Genomic DNA, 23,868 nt, shown 5'->3' with positions numbered 1-23,868 from the left:
AGCCGCGGTCCGACGACGTGGGTACCCGCATGCCGATCCGGTGACGACGCGTGCGGTCGGATAGCGTGCGGAGCATGCGCATCGCCATCCTCGATGACTACCAGAACGTGGCCCGATCCTTCGCCGACTGGGACAAGCTCGACGCCGAGATCACCGTCTTCACCGAGCACATCCCGAACCCGGACGACGTGGTAGCCGCCCTCGCCGGGTACGACGTCGTCGTCGCCATGCGGGAACGAACCCGGTTCTCCGCCGACGTGCTGCGACGACTGCCCGACCTCAAGCTGCTCGTCAGCACCGGCCAGCGCAACGCCGCGATCGACGTCACGGCGGCGAACGAGCAGGGCATCGTCGTGTCCGGCACCGGTTATATCCCGCACCCGACGGCAGAGCACACCTGGGCGCTCATCCTCGCCGCCGCCCGTCACATCCCGGAGGAGGAACGAGCCGTCCGCGACGGCGGTTGGCAACGCACAGTCGGCATGAGCCTGCACGGCAAGACGCTGGGTCTTATCGGCCTCGGGAGGCTCGGCTCCACCGTTGCCGGCATCGGCACGGCGTTCGGCATGCACCCGATCGCGTGGAGCCAGAACCTGACGGACGAGCGCGCCGCAGAACACGGAGTGCAGGCCGTTTCGCGCGAGGAACTGCTCCGAACGGCGGACGTCGTCTCCATCCACCTGGTGCTGTCGGAGCGCACTCGGGGCTTGCTCGGCGCGGACGAACTCGCGCTGATGAAGCCCGGTGCGCTCCTGGTCAACACCTCACGTGGTCCGATCATCGACGAGTCCGCGCTGATCGACGCGGTCACCGAGGGCAGGATCCGCGCCGCGCTCGATGTCTACGACACCGAACCGCTGCCCGCCGATCACCCGATCCGGCAGGCGCCCAACACCGTGCTGACGCCGCACATCGGCTACGTCGCCGACGACGTCTACCGGGTCTTCTTCCAGGACGCCGTCGAGGACATCGCCGCGTTCGCGGCCGGAGAGCCGGTGCGAGTGATGTCGCCACCGAAGTGACGGCTCGATAGCGAGGCCTGATGGCCGAGCGCCGAGGGCTACCGGTGCTCGGTCAGCACGGCGTCGGTGAACTCCGGCCACGCTTCCGCTGCCCACGGCCCGAAGTCGCGGTCGGTCAGTGCCACGCAGGCCAGCCCAGCGTCGGGGTCCACCCACAGGAACGTGCCCGACTGTCCGAAGTGGCCGAACGTACGCGGTGAGCTCGCCGATCCGGTCCAGTGTGGACTCTTGTCGTCGCGGATCTCGAAACCGAGGCCCCAGTCGTTCGGCTTCTGGTGTCCGAAGCCGGGCAGCACGCCGTTGAGTCCGGGGTGTGCCACCGTTGTCGCCTCGGCCATGGTGGACGCGTCAAGCAACGTCGGCCGCTGCAGCTCGGCCGCGAACCGAGTGAGGTCGTCCACGGTGGATTCGGCGTCCGCTCCGGGGGAGCCTTTCAGCTCGGTCGCCGTCATCGACAGCGGCGTGAGTAGCGCCTCCTGCTGGTACCGCGCGAACTCGATGCCAGCGGCTTCGGTGAGCGCGTCGGCAAGCTGCTCGAACCCGGTGGATGAGTACAGGCGCCGCGTGCGCGGTTCCGCGACCACCTTGTGCTGGTTGAACGCCAACCCGGACGTGTGGGCGAGCAAATCCCGCACCGTAGCGCCGTCGGGGCCGGCGGGGGAGTCGAGCTCGAAGACACCTTCTTCGATCGCGATCAATGTCGTGTAGGCGGTGAGCAGCTTCGTCACCGAGGCGAGCGGGAACACCCGATGCTGGTCACCGTAGTCGCTGAGTACCGTGCCATCGGCGTCGATCACCGCCATCGCCGCGTGATCGACGGGCCACTGCTCGATCAACTTGACGCTCCGCATCCCCATCCTCGCTCGTCGCGTACCGACCATGTGGTGATCGATCGGATCACTCGTCTCCGTACTCTTCCAGGCGTGGCGTGTGGGTGCGCGAACAGGCCACCGACAGGTGATGTGGGTCGCGCCAATCCAAACCGGCGCCGCGACCGAACAACAGGTAAACACACGGTCCGTGTGTGGTGCTCGCCACTACCGCGCGTCATGCTAGTGCCGACCCGTACCGCCGATCGAAGGACTGGCCCATGTCACTACTGATCCGCCTGTTCGCCGTCGCCTCGCTCCTCGGAGTCGGCATCGTGCACCTGGTCGGGTGGTTCGACTGGGCGCGCTACACGTCGGTCGTCGGGCCACTGTTCCTGCTGAACGTCGCCGCGTCGGTGGTGCTCGCGATCGCCGTCGTGGTGTGGCGGCACTGGCTAGTGGGGGTGGCGACGCTGGGCTTCGGCGCGGCGACTCTCGGCGCCTACCTGATGTCGCTGACGGTCGGCTTCTTCGGCGTGCAGGAGCAGTTCCGGACGGCGTTGGAGGTGTGGGGCGTGGTCACCGACGTCGCGTGCATCCTCGCGGGGGCCATGCTGTTGTTGCCCCACCAGTGGCGCCAACGGCAGGCGTCATCGACGAACTGACCCGCAAGCGCTTCCACTCGCACGAGGGGCGATTGCCGAGGTCAGCGCGAGCGGCCAGCGTAGAGCGCATGACATCGCATGCCGGTTACCAACTCATGGCGATCGCCGCCTTGCTCGGCTGTATCGTGCTCCGGTGGGTCACGGACGCGCTTCCCGCGTGGTGGCTGCCCGTGCCGATCGCGATCACCCTGCTCGGTGTGCCGCTCGCCGCGACCGACCTTCGTCAACGCCGCCTGCCCAACGCGCTGACCCTCTCGGCCATCGGCGTGACCGCCTGCGTGCTGGTCGCGGTGGCGGTCAGCGCTGGCACGGCGGCTGTGCTGGGCGCCGCCGCGTGGGGAGGGGTGAGCCTCACATCGGCTCACCTCGCGGTGTACCTGGTGGCGCCGGGTTCGCTGGGCGGTGGTGACGTCAAGCTGGCGACGAGCGTCGGCGCCGTCCTCGGTGCCGTTGGTTGGCAGGCCGTGCTCCTCGGCATGCTGCTGGCGTCGAGTGTGGCGTTCCTGCTGGGCGTGGCGGCCCGTGTCCTGCGAAGACCCGCGTGGCGCGACGGCGTGCCGTACGGGCCGGGATTACTGGCCGCGACCTGGGCGATCGCGGTGTTCCCCTGGCAGTGGTCATGGGCCTGATCCGCGGCGCGGACGCCGCCATGACAAAATCTCCTGGTGTTGCGCTGGATAACCGCAGGAGAATCACACGGTCCAAGCCTCGCCGGAGTCATGGAGGGCATGGTCGCCGGTGTGGAGATCACCACGTCGGACCTTGGCGAGCAGTTGGCCCGCAGGCGACTCGGCTTCGGTCGGAGCCCACGCATGGGTTTCGAGACCGACACCGTCGAGTTCACCGGGGGCGTCCGCCACGGCCGCACCCAGGGCGGCCCGATCTCGGTGCACATCACGAACACCGAGTGGCCCAAGTGGGAGAAGGTCATGTCCGCCGACCCGGTCGACGAGTCCGAGCTGGCTGGCCTCGCCCGCAACGAGCCACTCACCCGGCCCCGGCCCGGGCACGCGGACCTGCCAGGGATGCTCAAGTACGGCTTCGACGAGGCCCGCCCGGTGTTGGAACGCGCCAGTGCGCGGGAGACGGCGGCGCGCACCGCACTCGGCACGGTCGCGCGGGCTTTCCTGCGTCAGTTGCTCGACATCGAGATCATCAGCCACGTGGTCAGCATCGGTGGCGCCGAAGCCCCGGACGGGCCGCTGCCGACCCCGGCGGATCTGGCCGCGATCGACGAGAACCCGGTGCGTGCCTTCGATCCCGATGGCGCGGAGGCGATGATCGCCGAGGTCGACGCCGTGCGGAAGGCGGGCGACACCGTGGGCGGTGTTATCGAGGTCATCGCCTATGGCCTCCCGCCGGGCCTCGGTTCTCACGTGCACTGGGACCGCAGGCTGGACGCCCGGCTGTCTGGTGCGCTGATGGGTGTGCAGGCGATGAAGGGTGTCGAGGTCGGCGACGGGTTCACCACCGCGCGCCGGTGGGGCAGCAAAGCCCACGACGAGATCGACCTCGGCACCGGTCCCGCTGGTGTCACGCGGCGCTCCAACCGTGCTGGCGGCCTGGAAGGCGGCATCACCAACGGCGAGCCGCTGCGGGTGCGGATCGCGATGAAGCCGATATCCACGGTGCCGCGCGCGCTCGCCACGGTCGATGTCGAGAGCAAGGAGCCCGCTGTCGCGATCCACCAGCGCTCCGACGTATGCGCGGTGCCGAGGGCTGGGGTCGTGCTGGAGTCGGTGGTCGCGCTGGTGCTCGCCGAGGCGGCGCTGGAGAAGTTCGGGGGCGACTCCCTGGCCGAGACGTCTCGCAACGCGACGTCGTACTTAGACGGGCTGCGGGAGTGGTGGTCACGCTGACGCGGCGAGCACCACACGGCGTGCCCGCCGGTACGCGGCGGCCGTGAGGCGACCGGCTACCGTGAGTGCCGTGACCTCACACAGTCCTCAGGCAGTACTGATCGGCCCGCCAGGATCGGGCAAGAGCACCGTAGGCCCGCTGCTGGCCGACCGGCTCGGCTGTGGCTTCGCCGACGCGGACACCGACGTCGAGGCGGCGGAGGGCCGTGCGATCTCGGATATCTTCACTGAGCACGGCGAACCGTACTTCCGCGAGGTGGAGGAGCGGATCATCGCCGAGGGTTTGGAGCGCCACGACGGCGTGTTCTCGCTTGGTGGCGGCGCGGTGCTGTCGGCGGCGACGAGGAGACGCCTCGCCGGGCACACCGTCGTGTTTCTCACCGTGGGGCTCACCGTCGGCATGCGTCGTACCGGGCTGTCGACCGCCCGACCGCTGCTCGCTGGCGTGAACCCACGTGCGACGTTCAAGGCGCTGCTCGACGAGCGGATGCCGTTGTACCGGGAGGTCGCCACGATCGAGGTCGACACCGACGAGCGCACACCCGACGAGGTGGTCGACGAGATTCTCGTGGCGCGCAAGACGCAGGAAGGACAGCGATGAGCGAGCCGACAGGCGGGGCGGCCGGGGCAGCCGACACACGGTTGGGCACAAGTGCCAGCGAGCCGGTGCGCGTCGCTGTGAACACGGCCAAGCCGTACGACGTGATCATCGGCAGGGGGCTGCTTGGTGAGCTCGGCCAGGCGGTCGCCGGGGCCTCGAAGGTGGCCATCATCCACCCGCCGACGCTGACGACCACCGCTGAAGCCACCCGCGACGAGCTCAACGACCAGGGTCATGACGCGCACCGCGTCGAGATCCCGGACGCCGAGGACGGCAAGGCGCTCTCGGTGGCGGGGTTCTGCTGGGAGGTGCTCGGCAGGATCGGCCTCGATCGTGAGGGCGTGATCATCGGTCTCGGCGGGGGAGCGGTCACCGATCTGGCCGGTTTCGTCGCCGCTACCTGGATGCGCGGTGTGCGACTGGTGAATGTGCCGACCACACTGCTCGGCATGGTGGATGCCGCCGTCGGTGGCAAGACCGGAATCAACACCGAGGCGGGCAAGAACCTGGTTGGTGTGTTCCACGAGCCGAGCGCCGTCCTGGTCGATCTCGCCACGCTGGAGACATTGCCGGCCAACGAACTCGTCGCGGGCATGGCAGAGGTGGTCAAGGGTGGCTTTATCGCCGACCCGGTGATCCTTGACCTGATCGAAGCCGACCCGAAGGCCGCTGTGGACCCGACCGGGGACGTGCTCGCCGAGCTGGTGCGCCGCAAGATCCAGGTGAAGGCCGACGTCGTGTCCGCCGACCTGCGCGAGTCGATGCTGCGGGAAGTCCTCAACTACGGGCACACGCTCGCGCACGCCATCGAACGTCGCGAGCGGTACCGCTGGCGCCATGGCGCCGCCGTCAGTGTTGGGTTGGTGTTCGCCGCCGAGCTCGCCCGGCTGGCGGGCAGGTTGGACGACGCCACGGCCGACCGGCACGCCAGCGTGCTCACCGCGCTCGGACTGCCTACCACCTACGACGCCGACGCGTTGCCGCAGTTGCTCGAGTCGATGAGCAAGGACAAGAAGTCCCGCTCCGGTGTGTTGCGGTTCGTCGTCCTGGATGGGCTCGCCAAGCCGGGCAGGCTCGAAGGCCCAGACCCGTCGCTGCTCGCCGCCGCGTACTCGGCGGTCGCAGGGGGCGAGGGTGCCAACGGAGGTGTGCTGCTGTGAACGTCCTCGTCCTCAACGGGCCCAATCTGAACCGGCTCGGCACTCGCGAACCAGACATCTACGGTTCGACCACCCATGACGACCTGGTCGATCTGTGTAAGCGAACGGCGGCAGTGCTCGGCATGGATGTCGCGGTGCGCCAGACCAACCATGAAGGCGAGATGGTCGAGTGGCTGCATGAGGCAGCCGACGCCGAGTGGCCGGTCGTGTTGAATGCCGCCGCGTGGACGCACTACTCGATCGCGGTGCGCGACGCCTGCGCGCAGCTCACCGCCCCGTTGATCGAGGTGCACCTGTCGAACGTCTATCAGCGCGAGGAGTTCCGGCACCACAGTATGATCTCGGCGGTGGCGACCGGGGTCATCGCCGGACTCGGCGCTGACGGCTACGCGCTCGCGCTGCGCTGGATGGCCAAGCATCTGGAGTGATCCGCCAGTGAGCATGGATGGGGCACCGCACGCGTAACGGTGTCTTCACCCCATAGACTGGCGCCCTGCATCCGCGTCGCGGGTCGTCAGTTCTGGGGATGGAGGACAGCGCGCAACCATGCTTGGTGGGGTGAGCAGGGGGTCTCGAATTGGTGCGGCACGCCGTCCTGCTGTCCGAGTCCCCGGGCTGGCGCTGCTGCTCGCGATAACGTTCGTGGTCACCGGATGCACGACGGTGCGGGGAGAATGGACCGGTCCCGACACACGGTCGTCGTCACCGACCAAGGCACCAGACGTCGGGTCGCCGACCGAACCCGCCGTCCGGCTCGATCTGGAGCGGCGGCCGGGTGGGTCGCGCGTCAAGGCGGCGAGCCGCAATCCGGCCACCGATCACGGCGCGACGCTGCTGCGCGACGGCAAGCGCACCCGGCTGTGGTGGTGCGGCCGGAACCGCGATCCGAAACTCGCACGCCGAGGGGGCCGCTTGAGCCGTTCGGGCACTGTCATCCTGCACGCCAGCGCGCGGACCCTGGAAGGCCGATTCACCAGCACGGGCCGCGCGAAACGCGGTGAGAAGCGCGGTAAGCCACCGCGCGTCGCGCTGGCGGGCAGCAAGGGCGGATTCGACGCCGCGCACACGTGCGACCCGTCGGTGATCAAGGTCGATGGCGTCTACTACCTGTACTACACCGGCACCAGGGGCAAGTCTGATGCTGGCAACGCCATCGGGCTCGCCACCAGCAAGAACGGCGTGCGATGGCGGCGCGCCAACGGTGGCAAGCCGATCGTGCGCCCAGCTCGGCCGAAGCGGAACGGCTACGGCGCGGGGCGACCCGCCGTCGTTCACCTCGACGGCTGGTTCTACCTGCTGTTCACGGACAGCACCGCCGGTGAGGGCGGAAACCGTGGGCAGTTTCTGTTGCGTTCGCGCGACCCCGCGTTCCGCGAGCGGGTACAGGCGCTCGGCGAACGCGGGTTCCGTACTGTCCACGGCACCGGCGCGCCGCGCACCTGGTCGATCGCCGATGCCGCTGACGCTGATCTGATGTGGGTCGACCTCCTGGACGCCTTCGCGGTCGTGCACCGCACGGAAACCGGCACGATGCTGACGTTCTGGGATCGTGGCTTCAGCGGGCACCCCTATCCGCGGGTCACGGTGCGAGCTTCCAGCAAAGACGGCCCTGGTCTGCTCCGCACTCCCTCGGGGCACGCTCCGCGCTCGGAGCTCGATCCCTGCGAAAGGGTGCCGGTCGACATGGTGCGCGCGACGCGGGGCAGGCCGAAACGAACCGCTTTTCGGCACGTTGGCGTTGACCTTGTTGGGGCGCGGGGATGCCTGGCCCGTGCGGACGCCGTGCGACTGCTGGAGGGCCATGCGTTCCCCTCGCCGGAGCACACCATGGACCTGATCGTCGACGGCGAGCTGCTCCGTGTGGAACGGCGTTCCGTCGCGACGATCCTGGCCACTGAGGGCACACTCGCGCAGCGGCCACACCTTCCCGAACTCGACGTCACCGCACGGCTCAACAGCGGTGCTCCCGTATTACGCTCACGCGACGGGCAGACCGGTCTATTGCTGGACGACGGGCGGCTCTGGCCACTGCGCGAGCCCGCCCTGGCGAAACGGATCGCGCGACGCAACGAGTCCCACGTGCGCACGGTTGGCGACATCGCCTGGGGCGCCTACCCGGTCGCGTCCGTGCTCGGCTGAGCTCGCCCGGCGTCAGCGCCGCGCAGCGGCGTCACCGTCGGCTTCCGGCGTGCGGTCGGCCGGGTCCGGCGAGACCCTGCGGCCCACGACCTGCCCCACCCACGCTGGCACGATCACCAGCAGCACGAAGAACGCCGCGCCGCTGGTGAGCTGGACACCGAGCGCGGAAACGCCGGTCTGGTCGACGAACACCGCCCTGCCGATCACGTAGGCGATCCCCGCGAGTGGTCCCGCGGTCAGCGCGGCGTACAGCCAGGTCGTGCCGCGGTGGGGCCGCCGCGCCCAGCCGTCGATCGCGCCCCAGGTGAGCGCGACGCCCAGCATCGCGGCGAACACGACGGACGTCACGACGGTCATGGCGTCCCGGTGAAAGACGTCGGCCCACGCCACGCCGACAGCGGCGGCGGCGTAGACGGCGGCGAGTACGAGACCGCGAACCAACCAGGCAGGCACGGGTCCACTGTAGGAGGCCACGGGAACGCTAGGCTCGGGGAGTGCCCGACTCGCGACTCGAACGCATCCACCTGACCAGGCGGAGCGCCCTGCGTGCGCTGCTCGCTGACGCCGCGCTGGACGCGCTACTCGTCACCGATCTGCCCAACATCCGCTACCTCACCGGGTTCACCGGTTCCAACGCCGCGCTGCTGGTGCACGCAGAGGGCGAGGAGCGCTCGGTGTTCTGCACCGACCGCAGGTACGCCACGCAGGCGAAGACCGAGGTGCCCGACCTGGCGCACGTGCTGGAACGAGCCAGCGCGCCCGCCCTTGTGGCGCGCGCGGCGGAGCAGCCCGCGGCGCACGGCGCGCTCGGGTTCGAGAGCGACCACGTCACCGTGGACACGTTCGAGACGCTCACCAGGTTCGCGTCCGGCATCGCGCTGCGGCCAACGCCCGGTCTGACCGAGCAGCTGCGCATGGTCAAGGACACGAGCGAGATCGAGGCACTGCGGATGGCCTGTGCCGCCGCCGACCGCGCGCTGGCCGACCTGATCGAGCACGGCGGCGTGCGGGCTGGCTGGACCGAACGCCAGGTCGCCCGCGAGCTGGAGAACCTGATGCTCGACCACGGTTCGGAAGGCGCGTCCTTCCCCACGATCGTGGCGGCGGGGGCGAACTCCGCGATCCCGCACCATCGGCCAAGCGACGCGGCCCTCGCCGAGGGCGACTTCGTCAAGCTGGATTTCGGCGCCATCATCGATGGCTATCACTCCGACATGACCCGCACCCTCGTCGTCGGCAAACCCGCCGCGTGGCAGCGCGATCTCTACAACCTCGTCATGACCGCGCAGTCCGCCGGTGTCGCCGCCGCTCGGGCGGGCGAGAAGGTGTCGCACGTCGACGAGGCGGCCCGTGGCGTGATCGAGCGAGCGGGCTACGGTGACGAGTTCCTGCACGGGCTCGGCCATGGCGTTGGCCTCGATGTCCATGAGGCACCGACGCTGGCCAAGACGGGCGTAGGTACACTTTCCGCCGGTATGACGGTCACCGTCGAGCCAGGCGTTTACCTCGCCGGCCGCGGCGGTGTGCGGATCGAAGACGTCGTGGTTGTCGGTGAGGGTGACAACGACGTCCTGACGCTCTCGACGCGGGACCTGGTGACCGTCTGACGCGCAGATTCGTAACAGGAGAGCTGGAGACTCGTGGCCACCACTAACGACCTGAAGAACGGCATGGTCCTCAACCTTGACGGCCAGCTGTGGTCCGTCGTGAACTTCCAGCACGTCAAGCCAGGTAAGGGCGGCGCGTTCGTCCGGACCACGCTGAAGAACGTGCTCAGCGGGAAGGTCGTCGACAAGACGTTCAACGCGGGCACCAAGGTGGACACCGCGACCGTCGACCGGCGTGAGATGACCTACCTCTACAACGACGGCACCGATTACGTGTTCATGGACAACGAGACCTACGACCAGGTCGCGCTGACGCCGACCCTTGTCGGTGACACCGCGCGGTTCATGCTGGAGAACTCCGAGGTGCAGGTCTCGTTCCACGAGAGCGAGCCGTTGTTCGTCGAGCTACCGGTCTCGGTGGAGCTGGTGATCGAGCACACCGACCCTGGCCTGCAGGGCGACCGCTCCACCGGCGGCACCAAGCCCGCCAAGCTGGAGACCGGTGCCGAGGTCCAGGTGCCGCTGTTCGTCGAGAGCGGCGAGAAGATCAAGGTCGACACGAGGGACGGCCGTTACCTCGGCCGCGTCTCCAGTTGAGCACCGGTTCCGCCACGCGTGGCCGCCCGCCGTCCCGCAGGGACGCGCGGCGGCGTGCGGTGGAGCTCCTCTACGAGGCGCGGCAGCGAGACATCGACGCCGTCACGTTGCTGTCGGACCGGGTGGGATCGACCTACGTCGACCCCATCGCCGACTACACGATCGCCCTGGTCGAGGGCGTGACGGCACATCAGGCGCACATTGACGAGCTGCTTGCCGAGCACGCCCAGGGATGGACGGTCGACCGGATGCCACCGGTGGACGCAGCGGTGCTGCGCGTGGGGGTGTACGAGTTGCTGTGGGCGGCCGACGTACCCGACCCGGTCGCGATCGACGAGGCGGTCGGTATCGCCAAGGAGCTCTCGACCGACGACTCGCCCCGGTTCGTCAACGGTGTGCTCGGCAGGCTCGGCAGTATCGCCGATCGGCTTCGCGCCGTGCTCTAGGCCGCACAGCGGACACCGTGGCCGTTTCTGGCCGCGCTGGGTCGCCGCGTGACGTCGGCGGCCTGGCGTGGCTGGTACGCCGCGCCGCCTGGCCGCCCGCGCCTTCGCCCCTGCGCGGGTCGGCCGGTCACTGACTCTGATGGCCAGCGATCAGGCGTCGTCCTTGGCAGGTCGTGCCTCCGGTGGAAGCACGCCCCAGTCGATCAGCTGCTCGGTGAGCTCACCTGGCGTCATGTCGTAGATGATCGCCAGCGACCGCAGGTCCTCGGTGCGAATCGAGAGCACCTTGCCGTTGTAGTCGCCGCGCTGGCTCTGGATGGTGGCCGCATAACGAGCGAGCGGACCAACCTTCTCCGCGGGCAGCTGCTGGAGCCGCTCCAGGTTGATCACGATCTTGGTGGCGGGCTCCGCGCCGGAAGGCACTCGCCCTTCCGGCAGCAACTCCACTACCGGCACCCCATAGAAGTCGGCCAATTCCGCGAGCTTCTGGACGGTCACGGCACGATCGCCACGCTCGTAGGAACCAACCACGACGGCCTTCCACCGCCCACCGGATTTCTGTTCAACGCCATGCAGGGAGAGGCCCTGCTGTTGCCGGATCCCGCGGAGCTTGGCCCCGAGCGCCTTGGCGTAATCGCCCATATGCTCATATCTCCGTTTCCTGCACCCCGCAGCCCTGGTGAGCGGCGGGCACTCCCTGTGTCCTCTCCGACGCCGGGTGGCGAGCCTGTTCCGTTGGGTCGCGTGGCGCCCAATGCGGTCCGATGCGATCATCGGCGCTGGTCATGGCCGATTTTCGCCTTCGGGGGTGGCTAGCCTTCCCTGGTCGAATACTCAGCGTAATGGTTACCCGATGTCGTCACCAGGTCAACCCGATCTTTCTGGGGTAATTGGACTAACACGAATACACCACCCGGACGGCTGAGTGGAAGCCCCTGCTACGGTCTGTGGGGTAGTCGTGCGCGGGCTAAGCACTGCCGAGCGCATCGTGTCACCAACTGAACACCGAACCGGAGTCCTTTAACGACCCGTCCAGTGAGGCGGGGAAGGAGTCGAACGTGGCGTCGCGATCACGCGATGCGACGGGCGCGGCGGCGGAGCGGGAACTGCTCTCCGCCGGTGACGTCGCGCGCACCGTAGCCAGGATGGCCCACCAGGTCATCGAAAAGACCGCCGTCGGGGCGGACAACGAGCCTCCTGTGCTGCTCGGCATTCCCACACGTGGCGCGCCGCTCGCGGACCGGCTCGCCGACCGGATCTCCGCGTTCTCCGGTGTCACCGTGCCGCACGGCAGTATCGACATCACCCTCTATCGCGACGACCTGCGGCACCATCCCACGCGCCCGCTGGAGCGTACTCGGCTGCCTGAGTCCGGCATCGACGGCAAGATCGTGATCCTGGTCGACGACGTCCTCTTCTCGGGTCGCTCGATCAGGGCCGCCCTGGACGCGCTCCGTGACCAGGGGCGGCCCAAGGCCGTGCAACTCGCCGTGCTCGTCGACCGCGGCCACCGCGAGTTCCCGATCCGTGCGGACTATGTCGGCAAGAACGTGCCCACCTCGCGCGCGGAGGACATCTCGGTCCTGCTCACCGAGGTCGACGGCAGGGACGCCGTGCTGCTGCGCGCGGCACGGGAGGAGGACCAGGCGTGAGACACCTACTCGCCGCGGAAGGTCTCGACCGCGACACCATCACGGAGCTGCTGGACACCGCCGACGGGCTGAAACAGACCCTGCTCGGCAGGGAGGTCCGCAAGCTGCCGACGTTACGTGGGCGCACCGTCATCACGGTGTTCTACGAGAACTCGACGCGCACCAGGGTCTCGTTCGAGCTGGCGGGGAAATGGATGAGCGCCGACGTGATCAACGTCTCGGCGGGCGGCTCGTCGGTCGGCAAGGGCGAGTCGCTGCGCGACACCGCGCTCACGCTCACGGCGGCTGGCGCGGATTGCGTGATCATCCGCCACCCGGCGTCCGGTGCGGCGCAACGGCTGGCGCACTGGCTCTCGGACACCCCCGCCGCCGTGATCAACGCCGGGGACGGGATGCACGAGCATCCCACCCAGGCGCTGTTGGACGCCGCCACGCTGCGGGAGAAACTCGGGTCGCTGGAAGGCAGGCGCATCGGCATCGTCGGTGACGTCCTGCACAGCCGCGTCGCCCGCTCCAACGTGCATCTGCTCACGTGCCTCGGCGCCGAGGTGACGATCGTCGCCCCGCCCACGCTGCTGCCCGCAGGCATCGACACCTGGCCGGTGACCGTCTCGCACGAGATCGACGCCGAACTGCCAAGCCTGGACGCGGTGATGATGCTTCGGGTGCAGGCCGAACGGATGCACGGCGGCTTCTTCCCATCGGCGCGCGAGTACGCCATCGGCTACGGGCTCAGCGAAGCTCGCGCGGCGCTGCTGCCCGAGCACGCCGTGATCCTGCACCCCGGCCCGATGCTGCGTGGCATGGAGATCGCCTCTCGCGTGGCCGACGCGCCCAACGCGCTGGTGACCGAGCAGGTCGCCAACGGCGTCCACGTGCGGATGGCCGTCCTTTACCACCTGCTGGCCTCGGAAGGAGCCGAGAGTGCCTGACCGTCATGACACGACGCCCGTGCTGCTGAAGGGGGTGCGCTGCTATGGCGAAGGTGATCCGGTGGATGTCCTCGCCGCTGACGGCGTCATCGCCGAGATCGCCTCGAGCATCACCCCGCCCAAGGACGCCGAGGTGATCGACGCCGAGGGGCAGGTGCTGCTGCCCGGGTTCGTCGACCTGCACACCCACCTGCGCGAACCAGGCAGGGAAGACACCGAGACCGTCGCGACCGGGTCCGCTGCCGCCGCGCTCGGCGGCTACACCGCCGTGTTCGCCATGGCCAACACCGATCCGGTCGCCGACACCGCCGTGGTCGTCGAGCACGTGCGGCGCGCCGGGCAGGCGTGCGGGCTGGTCGATGTCCACCCGGTCGGCGCGGTCACCGTGGGCCTCAACGGGGAGAAGCTCGCCGAGCTTGGCACCATGGCCGAGTCCGCCGCGCGGGTGCGGATGTTCTCCGACGACGGCCTCTGCGTGCATGATCCGCTGATCATGCGCAGGGCGCTGGAGTACTCCCGTGCGCTTGGGGCGGTGATCGCTCAGCACGCCGAGGAACCCCGCCTCACCGTGGGCGCGCAGGCGCACGAGGGCACCCAGGCCGCGAGGCTCGGGTTGTCCGGCTGGCCCGCGTCCGCCGAGGAGTCCATCGTCGCCCGTGATTGCATCCTCGCCGCGCACGCCGCTGCCCGGTTGCACGTCTGCCACGTCTCGACGTCCGGAACGGTGGACGTCCTGCGGTGGGCTAAGCAACGCGGCACGCAGGTGTCGGCCGAGGTCACCCCACACCACCTGCTGCTCACCGACGACCAGCTCGAGACCTACGACCCGATCAACAAGGTCAACCCGCCGCTGCGCACCACATCGGACGCCAAGACCCTGCGGGACGCGCTCGCTGAGGGCGTCGTGGACTGTGTGGCCACCGACCACGCGCCGCACGCCGAGCAAGACAAGGACTGCGAGTGGCAGGCGGCACGGCCGGGCATGCTCGGGTTGCAGACCGCGTTGTCCGTCGTGGCCGAGACGATGGTGCGGCCTGGTCTGCTGACCTGGCGTGACGTCGCCAGGGTGATGAGCGAACGGCCCGCGGAGATCGCGCGGCTCGCCGACCAGGGCAGGCCCATCGCCGAGGGTGAACCGGCCACCCTGACGCTGGTCGACCCCGAGGCACGCTGGACCGTGCGCGGCGCGGAGTTCGCCAGCATCGCGGCCAACACCCCCTACGAGGGGATGGAGCTTCCCGCGCGGGTCACGGCGACCGTGCTGCGCGGGCGTGTCACCGCGCGTGATGGGAGGATCCGATAGTGGAGCGCTTCATGATGACCCTGGTCGTCGTCGGGTTCTTCCTGCTGTGCGCCACCGCGATGTGGGTGGGCTGGCGACGCAAGGCCGCCGCACAGCGCGCCAGGTACGCGCCGTTCCCACTGGTGCCACCCGCGGACGACGGTGTCGATCTAGGTGAGCCGATCGCGAGCATGGACGGCATCTACGTCGCCACAACGGCGGCGGGCCGCTGGCAGGACCGCATCGTCGCCCACGGCGTCGGCTGGCGCGGTCCGGCCACGCTGCGACGTCACCGCGCTGGCGTGGTGGTCAGCAGGGGCGGGGCGCGGGACCTGTTCATCGCGGCCGACGCCATCCGCGACGTCACCACCGCACGCGGCATGGCGGGCAAGGTGATGGGCACCGACGGCCTGCTCGTCATCACATGGCAACACGGCGACACCGAGGTGGACACCGGTTTCCGGGGCGATGACCGCGGCACCTACGCCGACTGGATCGCCGCGTTGCGCCCAGCCCGGCCCGCTGAACTGGCCACCTCGGCCGCCACCGACACGGCGGCATCGGCCGCGACACCGGCCAGCCCGTCCGACTCCAGCGACGACAAGGGAGAGACCCAGTGAGCACATCCACCGCGCCACCGGCAGCGCTTGTCCTCGAGGACGGGCGTGTGTTCCGGGGCACCGGCTACGGTGCGCAGGGCAGGGCGCTCGGCGAAGCGGTGTTCTGCACCGGCATGACCGGTTACCAGGAAACCCTCACCGACCCGTCCTACCACCGGCAGATCGTGGTGCAGACCGCCCCGCAGATCGGCAACACCGGGTGGAACGATGAGGACGACGAGTCCAGCCGCATCTGGGTCGCGGGCTATGTGGTCCGTGACCCGGCGCGGGTGCCGTCCAACTGGCGCTCCACGCGGGCACTCGACGTCGAGTTGGCGAACCAGGGTGTTGTCGGTATCGCGGGCGTGGACACCCGCACGCTGACGCGCCACCTGCGAGAGCAGGGTGCGATGCGGGCCGGGGTGTTCTCCGGTGACGGGCTGGCGAGCGTGGACGAGATGGTCGCCGATGTGCTGGAGTCCCCGCCGATGAGCGGCGCCGACCTCGCGGGCGAGGTCACGACCGCCGAGACGTACGTGGTGCCCGCGCAGGGCCAGACCCGGTTCCGGGTGGCCGCGCTCGACCTCGGCATCAAGTCGAACACGCCGAGGATGATGTCGCAGCGTGGCATGGAAGTGCACGTGTTGCCCGCGACGTCGAGCATCGACGACATCCTCGCGGTGGAGCCTGACGGCGTGTTCCTCTCCAACGGGCCCGGCGACCCCGCGACGACGACACACGCCACCGAGCTGACCAAGGCCGTGCTGGAGCGGAAGCTGCCACTGTTCGGCATTTGCTTCGGCAACCAGATCCTCGGTCGCGCACTTGGCATGGGTACCTACAAGCTGCGCTACGGCCACAGGGGCATCAACATCCCGGTGATCGACGTCGCGACCAGGAAGGTCGCGATCACCGCGCAGAACCACGGGTTCGCGCTGGACGGCGAGCCGGGCACGGAGTTCGACAGCCCCTACGGCAAGGCCGTCGTCAGCCACTACTGCCCGAACGACGGCTGCGTCGAGGGCGTGCGGGCACTGGACGTGCCCGCCTTCTCGGTGCAGTACCACCCCGAGGCCGCGGCGGGCCCGCATGACGCCGCGCCGCTGTTCGACGACTTCGCGACTTTGATGCAGGAGGACGGCCGGTAATGCCCAAGCGCACAGACATCGAGCACGTGCTCGTGATCGGCTCCGGCCCGATCGTGATCGGCCAGGCCGCCGAGTTCGACTACTCGGGCACGCAGGCGTGCCGGGTGCTGCGGGAGGAGGGGCTGCGCGTCAGCCTGGTCAACTCCAATCCCGCGACGATCATGACCGACCCGGAGTTCGCCGACGCCACCTACATCGAGCCGGTGACGCCGGACTTCCTGGAGCAGGTCATCGCGAGGGAAGCAGAAGCTGGGCGGCCAGTCGACAGCCTCCTCGCCACTCTCGGTGGGCAGACCGCTCTCAACGCCGCCGTCGCCCTCGACGAGCGTGGTGTGCTCGAGAAGTACGGCGTCGAGCTGATCGGCGCCAACATCGACGCCATCCAGCGCGGCGAGGACCGGCAGAAGTTCAAGGACATCGTGCGCGCCATCGGCGGCGAGGTCCCGCGCAGCAGGGTGTGTCACTCGATGGCCGAGGTGCACGAGACCGTCGCCGAGGTCGGACTGCCGGTCGTCATCCGGCCGTCATTCACCATGGGCGGGCTGGGTTCCGGCATGGCCCACACCCAGGAGGATCTGGAGCGCATGGCGTCCTTCGGGCTGGAGGAAAGCCCGGTCACCGAGGTGCTCATCGAGGAGAGCGTGCTCGGCTGGAAGGAGTACGAGCTGGAGCTGATGCGCGACAACCACGACAACGTGGTCGTCGTCTGCTCCATCGAGAACTTCGACGCGATGGGTGTACACACCGGTGACTCGATCACCGTCGCGCCGTCGATGACGCTCACCGACCGTGAGTACCAGCACATGCGTGACGTCGGCATCAAGGTGATCCGCGAGGTCGGCGTCGACACCGGCGGCTGCAACATCCAGTTCGCCTTCCATCCAGAGACCGGCCGAATGGTCGTCATCGAGATGAACCCCAGGGTGTCGCGGTCGTCGGCGCTCGCGTCGAAGGCCACCGGGTTCCCGATCGCCAAGATCGCGGCGAAGCTGGCGATCGGTTACACCCTCGACGAGATCACCAATGACATCACCGGTGAGACGCCCGCGTCGTTCGAGCCGACGCTGGACTACGTCGTGGTGAAGGTGCCCCGGTTCGCGTTCGAGAAGTTCCCCGGCGCGGACCCATCGCTGACCACCACGATGAAGAGCGTCGGCGAGGCGATGGCGCTCGGCCGCACCTTCACCGAGGCGCTTGGCAAGGCGCTGCGGTCGATGGAGACCAAGGCGATCGGCTTCTGGACCAAGCCCGACCCCGAGGGTGTCACTGTCGCGTCCTGTTTGGACGACCTGCGCACGCCGCGCGACGGCCGGATCTACACCGTGGAGCGGGCGCTGCGGCTCGGCGCGAGCGTCGCGCAGGTCAGCGAGGCCAGCGGCATCGACCCGTGGTTCGTGGACCAGATCCTGTCGCTCGTGGAACTACGCGCGGAGATCGTCGAGGCCGCCGTGCTGGACGAAGCGTTGCTGCGCAAGGCCAAGCGCTACGGGTTGTCCGACCGCCAGATCGCCGCGCTGCGGCCGGAACTGGCGGGGGAGGACGGCGTGCGCGCGCTGCGACACCGGCTCGACGTGCGGCCGGTGTACAAGACGGTCGACACCTGCGCGGCGGAGTTCGCCGCGAAGACGCCGTATCACTACTCGGCCTACGAGCTCGATCCCGCCGCCGAGTCAGAGATCGCGCCGCAGCCCGAGAAGCAGAAGGTGCTGATCCTCGGCTCCGGTCCGAACCGCATCGGCCAGGGCATCGAGTTCGACTACTCCTGCGTGCACGCGGCGCTCGCGCTGCGTGAAGCCGGGTACGAGACCGTGATGGTCAACTGCAACCCGGAGACCGTCTCCACCGACTACGACACCTCCGACCGGCTCTACTTCGAGCCACTGACCTTCGAGGACGTCCTCGAGGTGGTGCACGCCGAGCGGGAGTCCGGCACGGTCGCCGGGGTGATCGTGCAGCTCGGCGGGCAGACGCCGCTCGGGCTCGCGCAGCGGCTCGCGGACGCGGGCGTGCCGATCGTCGGCACCCCGCCGGAGGCGATCCACCTCGCCGAGCATCGGGGTTCGTTCGGCGCGGTGCTTGACGCGGCCGGGTTGCCCGCGCCGAAGTACGGCATGGCGACGTCGTTCGAGGGTGCCAAGCGGATCGCCGACGAGATCGGCTACCCGGTGCTGGTGCGTCCGTCCTATGTGCTCGGTGGGCGGGGCATGGAGATCGTCTACGACGAGGCTCACCTCGAGGGCTACATCGAGCGGGCAACCGAGGTGACCCCGGAGCACCCGGTGCTTGTCGACCGGTTCCTGGACGACGCCATCGAGATCGACGTCGACGCGCTCTACGACGGCGAGCAGCTCTACCTCGGCGGCGTCATGGAGCACATCGAGGAGGCCGGGGTGCACTCTGGCGACTCGTCGTGCGCGCTGCCGCCGATCACGCTTGGCGCGACCGATCTCGAGACCGTGCGGCGTTCCACTGAGGCGATCGCCAAGGGCGTTGGTGTGCGGGGGCTGCTCAACGTGCAGTACGCGCTCAAGGACGACGTCCTGTACGTGCTTGAGGCCAACCCAAGGGCGTCGCGCACCGCACCGTTCGTGTCCAAGGCGACTGGAGTGCCGCTGGCGAAGGCGTGCTCGCTGATCATGTTGGGCGCGACGATCGATGAGCTGCGGGCATCCGGGGTGCTCCCGGTGCGCGGTGATGGCGGAACGCTGCCGCCAGACTCGCCGGTGTCGGTCAAGGAGGCGGTGCTGCCGTTCCACCGGTTCCGCACGCCGGAAGGCCACGGCGTCGACTCACTGCTCGGTCCGGAGATGAAGTCCACCGGCGAGGTGATGGGCGTCGACGCGTCGTTCGGCGAGGCGTTCGCCAAGTCGCAGGCCGGGGCCTACGGCCCGCTGCCGACGTCCGGTACGGTGTTCGTCTCGGTGGCCAACCGGGATAAGCGTTCGCTGATCTTCCCGGTGAAGCGGCTGGCCGATTTGGGCTTCGAGGTGCTTGCGACGGCGGGCACGGCCGAGGTGCTGCGGCGCAACGGCATCGCCTGCTCGGTGGTACGCAAGCACAGCGAGGGTTCCGCGCAGGGTGAGCGCGACATCGTGGAGATCATCCTGGACGGCGGGGTGGACATGGTGATCAACACCCCGTACGGCAACAGCGGCCCGCGCATCGACGGTTACGAGATCCGCACCGCCGCCGTGTCCCGCGACATCCCGTGCATCACCACGATCCAGGGCGCCGCAGCGGCTGTGCACGGCATCGAGGCCGCCATCCGCGGTGAGATCGGTGTCCGCTCGCTCCAGGAACTCCAAGCGGCCCTGCGCGCGGGCCAGGCGGCGTCGTGAGCGCGGCGGAAGTCGCGGCCGCTCGGTCTGCCCGGACGCCGCGTGCGCCGTGGCGCCCCGGGCGCCGAGTTGATCAACCTTACTCCCTGGCTGACGAAAAATATCCGGCAAAGCGGACAAATTTTGGTAACTCAGGGAGCGAGGCTGATCAACTTTCGCACGGTGCGACCCGCGAGCGGTCGGTAAGTAGCGCGCTCCCGAGCGCCGTGCAAGCGTTGTTCGTCGCACAGAGCGGGGGAGCGGGCGCATGACGTTCGGGCAGCGCCTCAGTGACGCCGTCGCGAAGCGGGGGCGCCTGTGCATGGGCATCGACCCGCACCCCGAGTTGCTGGACGCCTGGGGGCTGCCCGCTGACGCCTTCGGGCTCGCCCAGTTCGCGCAGCGTTGCGTCGAGGCGTTCGCGGAGGACGCGGCCGTCGTCAAGCCGCAGTCGGCATTCTTCGAGGCGTTCGGTTCGGCGGGCATCGCCGTGCTTGAGCGCACCATCGCGTCCTGCCAGGAGGCGGGCGCGCTGGTGTTGCTCGATGTCAAGCGCGGCGACATCGGCTCAACGATGGCCGCCTACGCTCGGGCCTACCTTGACGCCGCCTCGCCGCTGGCCGCCGATGCCGTGACACTCTCGCCGTATCTCGGGTTCGGCTCCCTCACGCCCGCGATCGAGCTTGCCGAGCAGCATGGTAAGGGCGTGTTCGTGTTAGCGCGGACGTCGAATCCGGAAGGCGGTGCGGTGCAACTCGCCACCGTGTCCAGCACCGACGGCCGCAGCGTGGCGCAGGCCGTGGTTGACGCGGCGGCGGAGCGCAACGCCGGGGCATCGCCGCTGGGCGACGTCGGGATCGTCGTGGGCGCGACGGCCGACCACGGCCTTGACCTGAGTCACCTGAACGGTCCGGTGCTGGCCCCAGGGTTCGGCGCGCAGGGCGCCACGACGGACGACCTCACGCGCCGTTTCGGCGCTGACCTGGCCGGGGTGCTGCCGACCTCGTCACGGGACATCCTGCGGCACGGGCCGGACGTCGACGCGTTGCGAGCCGCCTCCGCGCGCGTGGTGGCAACCCTGCCGGGGGAATAGCGGCGAGCACCGCACAGGAACGGGGATCCCGCCGGAGCCTGGTGTTACCGCTGGCCGGCTCAGGCGTGCCGTTGGCGAGATTTGGCCGACACCTCGGCAATTGACGGCATGCCAGTGCCCCACAATCGTGGTAATGCCGCTAGTCTTGCCCGTGCGCGTTCACCTGAACGCGCAGCGCTCGGCGCAGACGAAGATCAACACCGGGAGCTGGTCCCGCACCGGCTAGCGGTATGTTCTTCGCGAGCTACGGGCGTAGCCGGACCGGCGTCCGCCGCGCGGACCCATGGTGCAGCGGAACCGATCCGGCGACCCAGATAGCAGAACAGAGCGACAACACAGCGCGACCAAACGCAGCTCACGACGCATACCCCGCGTTGTAGCCGAAGGTCGCGGGTAGGTACCGTCGCGACGACGAAGCGACCAGACTTAATCGGAGGACATCGTGGCACTTCCCCAGCTGACCGAGGAACAGCGTGCTGCTGCGCTGGAGAAGGCTGCTGCCGCTCGCCGGGCACGCGCCGAACTCAAGGAGCGGCTCAAGCGCGGCGGCACCACCCTTGCCGACGTGCTCAAGCAGGCTGACGAGGACGAGATCCTTGGCAAGATGAAGGTTTCCGCCCTGCTCGAGGCTCTCCCCGGCGTGGGAAAGGTACGGGCGCAGCAGACCATGGAGAAGCTGGAGATCGCGGCCAGCAGGCGGCTGCGCGGCCTCGGTGAGCGGCAGCGCAAGGCGCTGCTCGCCGAGTTCAGCGGCGAGTGACGGACTCACGGCAGAGGGGCCGGCTGGTAGTACTGGCCGGCCCCGCCGGCGTTGGTAAGAGCACTGTCGTCAACGAGCTGCGCAAGGCATACCCCGAGCTGTGGTTCAGCGTGTCGGCCACGACCCGGCAGCGCAGGCCAGGCGAGGTCGACGGGAAGGATTACCACTTCGTCGACGCCGCCGAGTTCGATCGGATGATCTCCGAGGGTGAACTGCTCGAGTGGGCCGATATCCACGGTGGCCTGCACCGCTCTGGCACGCCACGGGCGCCGATCGAGCGGCGGCTCGCCGAGGGGCTGCCCGCGCTGGTCGAGGTCGACCTGCAGGGTGCGCGGTCGCTTCGTAACGCCATGCCAGAGGCGATTCTGGTTTTCCTCGCTCCGCCGAGCTGGGACGAGATGGTCGATCGGCTCGTCGGCAGGGGCACCGAGACCTCGACCGACGTCGAGCGGCGACTGGAGACGGCCAGGCAGGAGCTGGCGGCGCAGGAGGAGTTCGACGAGGTCATTGTCAATGCCGACCTGCGGCGGACCGTGAAGCGGTTGCTAACCTTGTTGCACGGAGACGACCGCGGCGACGACAGCGCTCGCGCCGCGAGCACCACACCCACCACCTCAGCACAGGAGCGTTGCGAGTGACCACCACGCTTGGTCTGTCGGGCGACAAGCTCGAAGGCATCACGAACCCGCCGATCGACGACCTGCTCGACAAGGTCAGCTCGAAGTACGCCTTGGTGATCTACTCGGCGAAGCGCGCACGGCAGATCAACGACTACTACGCGCAGCTCGGCGAGGGCCTGCTCGAGTACGTCGGCCCGCTGGTCGAGCCGGGCCCGAGGGAGAAGCCGCTCTCCATCGCGCTGCGGGAGATCCACTCCGGCCTGCTCGAGCACTCCGAAGGCGAGTGAGCCCGAGCGGCTCACCCCGATGAGTTCAGGACACCCCATGGCTCGTGAGCCGCGTTCCGGCACCCGCGTCGTGCTTGGCGTCGGCGGGGGCATCGCGGCGTACAAGACGTGCGAGGTGCTGCGGGGGCTGACCGAGTCGGGCCACGACGTCAAAGTCGTGCCGACGGCGGCCGCCCTGAACTTCGTCGGGGCCGCCACCTTCGAGGCACTGTCCGGAAACCCGGTGAGCACCGGGGTGTTTTCGAACGTGCCCGAGGTGGAGCACGTCCGCACTGGCCAGCAAGCCGATCTCGTGGTGGTCGCCCCGGCCACGGCCGATCTACTCGCCAAGGCCGCCAACGGGCTCGCGGACGATCTACTCACCAACACACTGCTCACCGCCCGGTGCCCGGTGGCCTTCTTCCCGGCGATGCACACCGAGATGTGGGAGCACCCCGCGACGCAGGCCAACGTCGCGACGCTGCGACAGCGTGGCGCCATCGTGCCCGACCCGGATTCCGGCAGACTCACCGGCGTTGACACCGGCAAGGGCAGGCTCGCTGACCCCGCTGAGATCATCGATCTCGCGCAGCTACTGCTCGCCAATCCCGACGCGCTGCCGCGCGACTTGACCGGGATGCACGTGGTCGTCTCCGCGGGCGGCACTCGCGAACCGCTCGACCCGGTGCGCTATCTCGGCAACCGGTCGTCCGGTAAGCAGGGTTACGCGCTCGCGCGCGTGGCCGCCGCCCGTGGCGCGCGGGTCACCCTGGTCGCGGCGCACACCGTGTCGCTGCCGACACCCGCCGGGGTTGACCTGGTCAGCGTGTCCACCGCCGCACAGCTGCGGGACGCTGTGATCGAGGTTGGCACGGCGGCGGACGTTGTCGTGATGGCGGCGGCGGTCGCCGATTTCCGCCCTAGCGAGCTGGCCCAGTACAAGATCAAGAAAACCGACGGCGAGCCCGCGCCTGTGGTGCTGGAACGCAACGCCGACGTGCTCGCCGAGCTGGTGCGCCACCGGCGGCCGGAGCAGATCATCGTCGGGTTCGCCGCGGAGACCGGCGACGGCACCGGCGACGTGCTGCACCATGCGCGCGCCAAGCTGCGCCGTAAGGGCAGTGACCTGCTAGTCGTCAATGCCGTAGGTGAGGGCCAGGCGTTCGAGGTCGAGGACAACGCGGGCTGGCTGCTCGCCGCGAACGGCGACGAGATACAAATCCCGTTCGGTTCGAAATCGCAACTGGCCGCCGCCGTGTGGGACGCCGTTGCCTCGCTGCACCAGCCGTGATGC

General features: G+C 69.0%; 25 protein-coding genes. 22 read left to right on the top strand and 3 right to left on the bottom strand.

Features of this window, described 5'->3' with window-relative positions; all coding sequences use genetic code 11:
- Nucleotides 1–74: 74 nt before the first annotated feature.
- Entirely contained in the window at nt 75–1,022 is a 948-nt protein-coding gene (locus ACFQGD_RS19435; RefSeq protein WP_345389903.1) for a D-2-hydroxyacid dehydrogenase family protein, read from the top strand.
- A gap of 38 nt (nt 1,023–1,060) precedes the next feature.
- Here ACFQGD_RS19435 and ACFQGD_RS19430 read toward each other — a convergent pair whose 3' ends face one another.
- On the bottom strand, nt 1,061–1,873 hold the full coding sequence (locus ACFQGD_RS19430; protein ID WP_345389906.1) for a serine hydrolase domain-containing protein: 813 nt from the start codon (nt 1,871–1,873) through the stop codon (nt 1,061–1,063).
- A gap of 239 nt (nt 1,874–2,112) precedes the next feature.
- Between ACFQGD_RS19430 and ACFQGD_RS19425 the strand changes: the two genes are divergently transcribed.
- From ACFQGD_RS19425 to ACFQGD_RS19395, 7 genes are all read left to right on the top strand, one after another.
- Nucleotides 2,113–2,496 (top strand): hypothetical protein, encoded by a 384-nt coding sequence (locus tag ACFQGD_RS19425; RefSeq protein ID WP_345389909.1) that lies wholly within the window; start codon nt 2,113–2,115, stop codon nt 2,494–2,496.
- Nucleotides 2,497–2,564: 68 nt separating this feature from the next.
- On the top strand, nt 2,565–3,125 hold the full coding sequence (locus ACFQGD_RS19420) for an A24 family peptidase (RefSeq protein WP_345389912.1): 561 nt from the start codon (nt 2,565–2,567) through the stop codon (nt 3,123–3,125).
- Between the two features lie 36 nt (nt 3,126–3,161).
- Nucleotides 3,162–4,355 carry a chorismate synthase gene (aroC, locus tag ACFQGD_RS19415; RefSeq protein ID WP_345389914.1) on the top strand — a complete coding sequence of 398 codons (1,194 nt, stop codon included), beginning with the start codon at nt 3,162–3,164 and terminating at the stop codon, nt 4,353–4,355.
- A gap of 61 nt (nt 4,356–4,416) precedes the next feature.
- Nucleotides 4,417–4,956 carry a shikimate kinase gene (locus ACFQGD_RS19410; protein ID WP_390183363.1) on the top strand — a complete coding sequence of 180 codons (540 nt, stop codon included), beginning with the start codon at nt 4,417–4,419 and terminating at the stop codon, nt 4,954–4,956.
- On the top strand, nt 4,953–6,116 hold the full coding sequence (aroB, locus tag ACFQGD_RS19405) for a 3-dehydroquinate synthase (protein ID WP_345389918.1): 1,164 nt from the start codon (nt 4,953–4,955) through the stop codon (nt 6,114–6,116). The genes ACFQGD_RS19410 and aroB overlap by 4 nt, the downstream gene beginning before the upstream one ends.
- Nucleotides 6,113–6,544, top strand: coding sequence for a type II 3-dehydroquinate dehydratase (gene aroQ / locus ACFQGD_RS19400; protein ID WP_345389921.1), 432 nt, complete (start codon nt 6,113–6,115; stop codon nt 6,542–6,544). Before aroB ends, aroQ begins: the two co-directional genes overlap by 4 nt.
- Nucleotides 6,545–6,674: 130 nt before the next feature.
- Entirely contained in the window at nt 6,675–8,255 is a 1,581-nt protein-coding gene (locus ACFQGD_RS19395; RefSeq protein WP_345389924.1) for a glycoside hydrolase family protein, read from the top strand.
- Between the two features lie 12 nt (nt 8,256–8,267).
- Here ACFQGD_RS19395 and ACFQGD_RS19390 read toward each other — a convergent pair whose 3' ends face one another.
- Complete coding sequence (locus tag ACFQGD_RS19390; RefSeq protein ID WP_345389927.1) at nt 8,268–8,708, bottom strand: B-4DMT family transporter; 441 nt, start codon at nt 8,706–8,708, stop codon at nt 8,268–8,270.
- Nucleotides 8,709–8,749: 41 nt separating this feature from the next.
- Here ACFQGD_RS19390 and ACFQGD_RS19385 point away from each other — a divergent pair, with 41 nt between their 5' ends.
- Genes ACFQGD_RS19385 through nusB form a run of 3 tightly spaced genes read left to right on the top strand, consistent with a single transcriptional unit; the run spans nt 8,750 to nt 10,905 of the window.
- Complete coding sequence (locus ACFQGD_RS19385; RefSeq protein WP_390183364.1) at nt 8,750–9,862, top strand: M24 family metallopeptidase; 1,113 nt, start codon at nt 8,750–8,752, stop codon at nt 9,860–9,862.
- A 33-nt stretch (nt 9,863–9,895) separates the two neighbouring features.
- Complete coding sequence (efp, locus tag ACFQGD_RS19380) at nt 9,896–10,459, top strand: elongation factor P (RefSeq protein ID WP_345389930.1); 564 nt, start codon at nt 9,896–9,898, stop codon at nt 10,457–10,459.
- A complete protein-coding gene (gene nusB, locus ACFQGD_RS19375; RefSeq protein ID WP_345389933.1) occupies nt 10,456–10,905 on the top strand; it encodes a transcription antitermination factor NusB in 450 nt (149 codons plus the stop codon). The genes efp and nusB overlap by 4 nt, the downstream gene beginning before the upstream one ends.
- A 150-nt stretch (nt 10,906–11,055) precedes the next feature.
- On the opposite strand, the gene bldD is transcribed toward nusB, so the two are convergent.
- Nucleotides 11,056–11,547 carry a transcriptional regulator BldD gene (gene bldD / locus ACFQGD_RS19370; protein WP_034270768.1) on the bottom strand — a complete coding sequence of 164 codons (492 nt, stop codon included), beginning with the start codon at nt 11,545–11,547 and terminating at the stop codon, nt 11,056–11,058.
- A gap of 416 nt (nt 11,548–11,963) precedes the next feature.
- Here bldD and pyrR point away from each other — a divergent pair, with 416 nt between their 5' ends.
- From pyrR to coaBC, 11 genes are all read left to right on the top strand, one after another.
- Nucleotides 11,964–12,557, top strand: a complete 594-nt coding sequence (pyrR, locus tag ACFQGD_RS19365) for a bifunctional pyr operon transcriptional regulator/uracil phosphoribosyltransferase PyrR (protein ID WP_345389939.1) — start codon at nt 11,964–11,966, stop codon at nt 12,555–12,557.
- Nucleotides 12,554–13,489: an aspartate carbamoyltransferase catalytic subunit gene (locus ACFQGD_RS19360; protein ID WP_345389941.1), complete on the top strand. Its 936-nt coding sequence runs from the start codon at nt 12,554–12,556 to the stop codon at nt 13,487–13,489. Before pyrR ends, ACFQGD_RS19360 begins: the two co-directional genes overlap by 4 nt.
- On the top strand, nt 13,482–14,792 hold the full coding sequence (locus tag ACFQGD_RS19355) for a dihydroorotase (RefSeq protein WP_345389943.1): 1,311 nt from the start codon (nt 13,482–13,484) through the stop codon (nt 14,790–14,792). Before ACFQGD_RS19360 ends, ACFQGD_RS19355 begins: the two co-directional genes overlap by 8 nt.
- An 11-nt stretch (nt 14,793–14,803) precedes the next feature.
- Nucleotides 14,804–15,391, top strand: a complete 588-nt coding sequence (locus tag ACFQGD_RS19350) for a PH-like domain-containing protein (protein WP_345389945.1) — start codon at nt 14,804–14,806, stop codon at nt 15,389–15,391.
- Nucleotides 15,388–16,518 (top strand): glutamine-hydrolyzing carbamoyl-phosphate synthase small subunit, encoded by a 1,131-nt coding sequence (gene carA / locus ACFQGD_RS19345; protein WP_345389947.1) that lies wholly within the window; start codon nt 15,388–15,390, stop codon nt 16,516–16,518. The genes ACFQGD_RS19350 and carA overlap by 4 nt, the downstream gene beginning before the upstream one ends.
- Nucleotides 16,518–19,856 (top strand): carbamoyl-phosphate synthase large subunit, encoded by a 3,339-nt coding sequence (carB, locus tag ACFQGD_RS19340; RefSeq protein ID WP_345389949.1) that lies wholly within the window; start codon nt 16,518–16,520, stop codon nt 19,854–19,856. The genes carA and carB overlap by 1 nt, the downstream gene beginning before the upstream one ends.
- Before the next feature lie 247 nt (nt 19,857–20,103).
- Complete coding sequence (pyrF, locus tag ACFQGD_RS19335) at nt 20,104–20,928, top strand: orotidine-5'-phosphate decarboxylase (RefSeq protein WP_345389951.1); 825 nt, start codon at nt 20,104–20,106, stop codon at nt 20,926–20,928.
- A gap of 442 nt (nt 20,929–21,370) precedes the next feature.
- The gene (gene mihF / locus ACFQGD_RS19330; RefSeq protein ID WP_034270781.1) at nt 21,371–21,688 is read left to right on the top strand and encodes an integration host factor, actinobacterial type; all 318 of its coding nucleotides are present in this window, start codon (nt 21,371–21,373) and stop codon (nt 21,686–21,688) included.
- Nucleotides 21,685–22,326: a guanylate kinase gene (gmk, locus tag ACFQGD_RS19325; protein WP_345389954.1), complete on the top strand. Its 642-nt coding sequence runs from the start codon at nt 21,685–21,687 to the stop codon at nt 22,324–22,326. The genes mihF and gmk overlap by 4 nt, the downstream gene beginning before the upstream one ends.
- Entirely contained in the window at nt 22,323–22,595 is a 273-nt protein-coding gene (gene rpoZ, locus ACFQGD_RS19320) for a DNA-directed RNA polymerase subunit omega (RefSeq protein ID WP_345389956.1), read from the top strand. Before gmk ends, rpoZ begins: the two co-directional genes overlap by 4 nt.
- Before the next feature lie 37 nt (nt 22,596–22,632).
- Nucleotides 22,633–23,865, top strand: coding sequence for a bifunctional phosphopantothenoylcysteine decarboxylase/phosphopantothenate--cysteine ligase CoaBC (gene coaBC / locus ACFQGD_RS19315; protein WP_345389959.1), 1,233 nt, complete (start codon nt 22,633–22,635; stop codon nt 23,863–23,865).
- The last annotated feature ends 3 nt before the right edge of the window (nt 23,866–23,868 follow it).

Source organism: Haloechinothrix salitolerans, from assembly GCF_042662605.1.
GTDB lineage: Bacteria > Actinomycetota > Actinomycetes > Mycobacteriales > Pseudonocardiaceae > Haloechinothrix_A > Haloechinothrix_A salitolerans.
Note: the sequence above shows the minus strand (reverse complement) of the source record. Positions and strands in the feature narration are given on the sequence as shown.

Coding starts and splice junctions, on each gene's coding strand:
- ACFQGD_RS19430 (WP_345389906.1), bottom strand. CDS start 1,873: ATGCGGAGCGTCAAGTTGATCGAGCAGTGGCCCGTCGATCACGCGGCG.
- ACFQGD_RS19425 (WP_345389909.1), top strand. CDS start 2,113: ATGTCACTACTGATCCGCCTGTTCGCCGTCGCCTCGCTCCTCGGAGTC.
- aroB (WP_345389918.1), top strand. CDS start 4,953: ATGAGCGAGCCGACAGGCGGGGCGGCCGGGGCAGCCGACACACGGTTG.
- ACFQGD_RS19435 (WP_345389903.1), top strand. CDS start 75: ATGCGCATCGCCATCCTCGATGACTACCAGAACGTGGCCCGATCCTTC.
- carB (WP_345389949.1), top strand. CDS start 16,518: ATGCCCAAGCGCACAGACATCGAGCACGTGCTCGTGATCGGCTCCGGC.
- ACFQGD_RS19420 (WP_345389912.1), top strand. CDS start 2,565: ATGACATCGCATGCCGGTTACCAACTCATGGCGATCGCCGCCTTGCTC.
- ACFQGD_RS19350 (WP_345389945.1), top strand. CDS start 14,804: ATGATGACCCTGGTCGTCGTCGGGTTCTTCCTGCTGTGCGCCACCGCG.
- pyrF (WP_345389951.1), top strand. CDS start 20,104: ATGACGTTCGGGCAGCGCCTCAGTGACGCCGTCGCGAAGCGGGGGCGC.
- bldD (WP_034270768.1), bottom strand. CDS start 11,547: ATGGGCGATTACGCCAAGGCGCTCGGGGCCAAGCTCCGCGGGATCCGG.
- coaBC (WP_345389959.1), top strand. CDS start 22,633: ATGGCTCGTGAGCCGCGTTCCGGCACCCGCGTCGTGCTTGGCGTCGGC.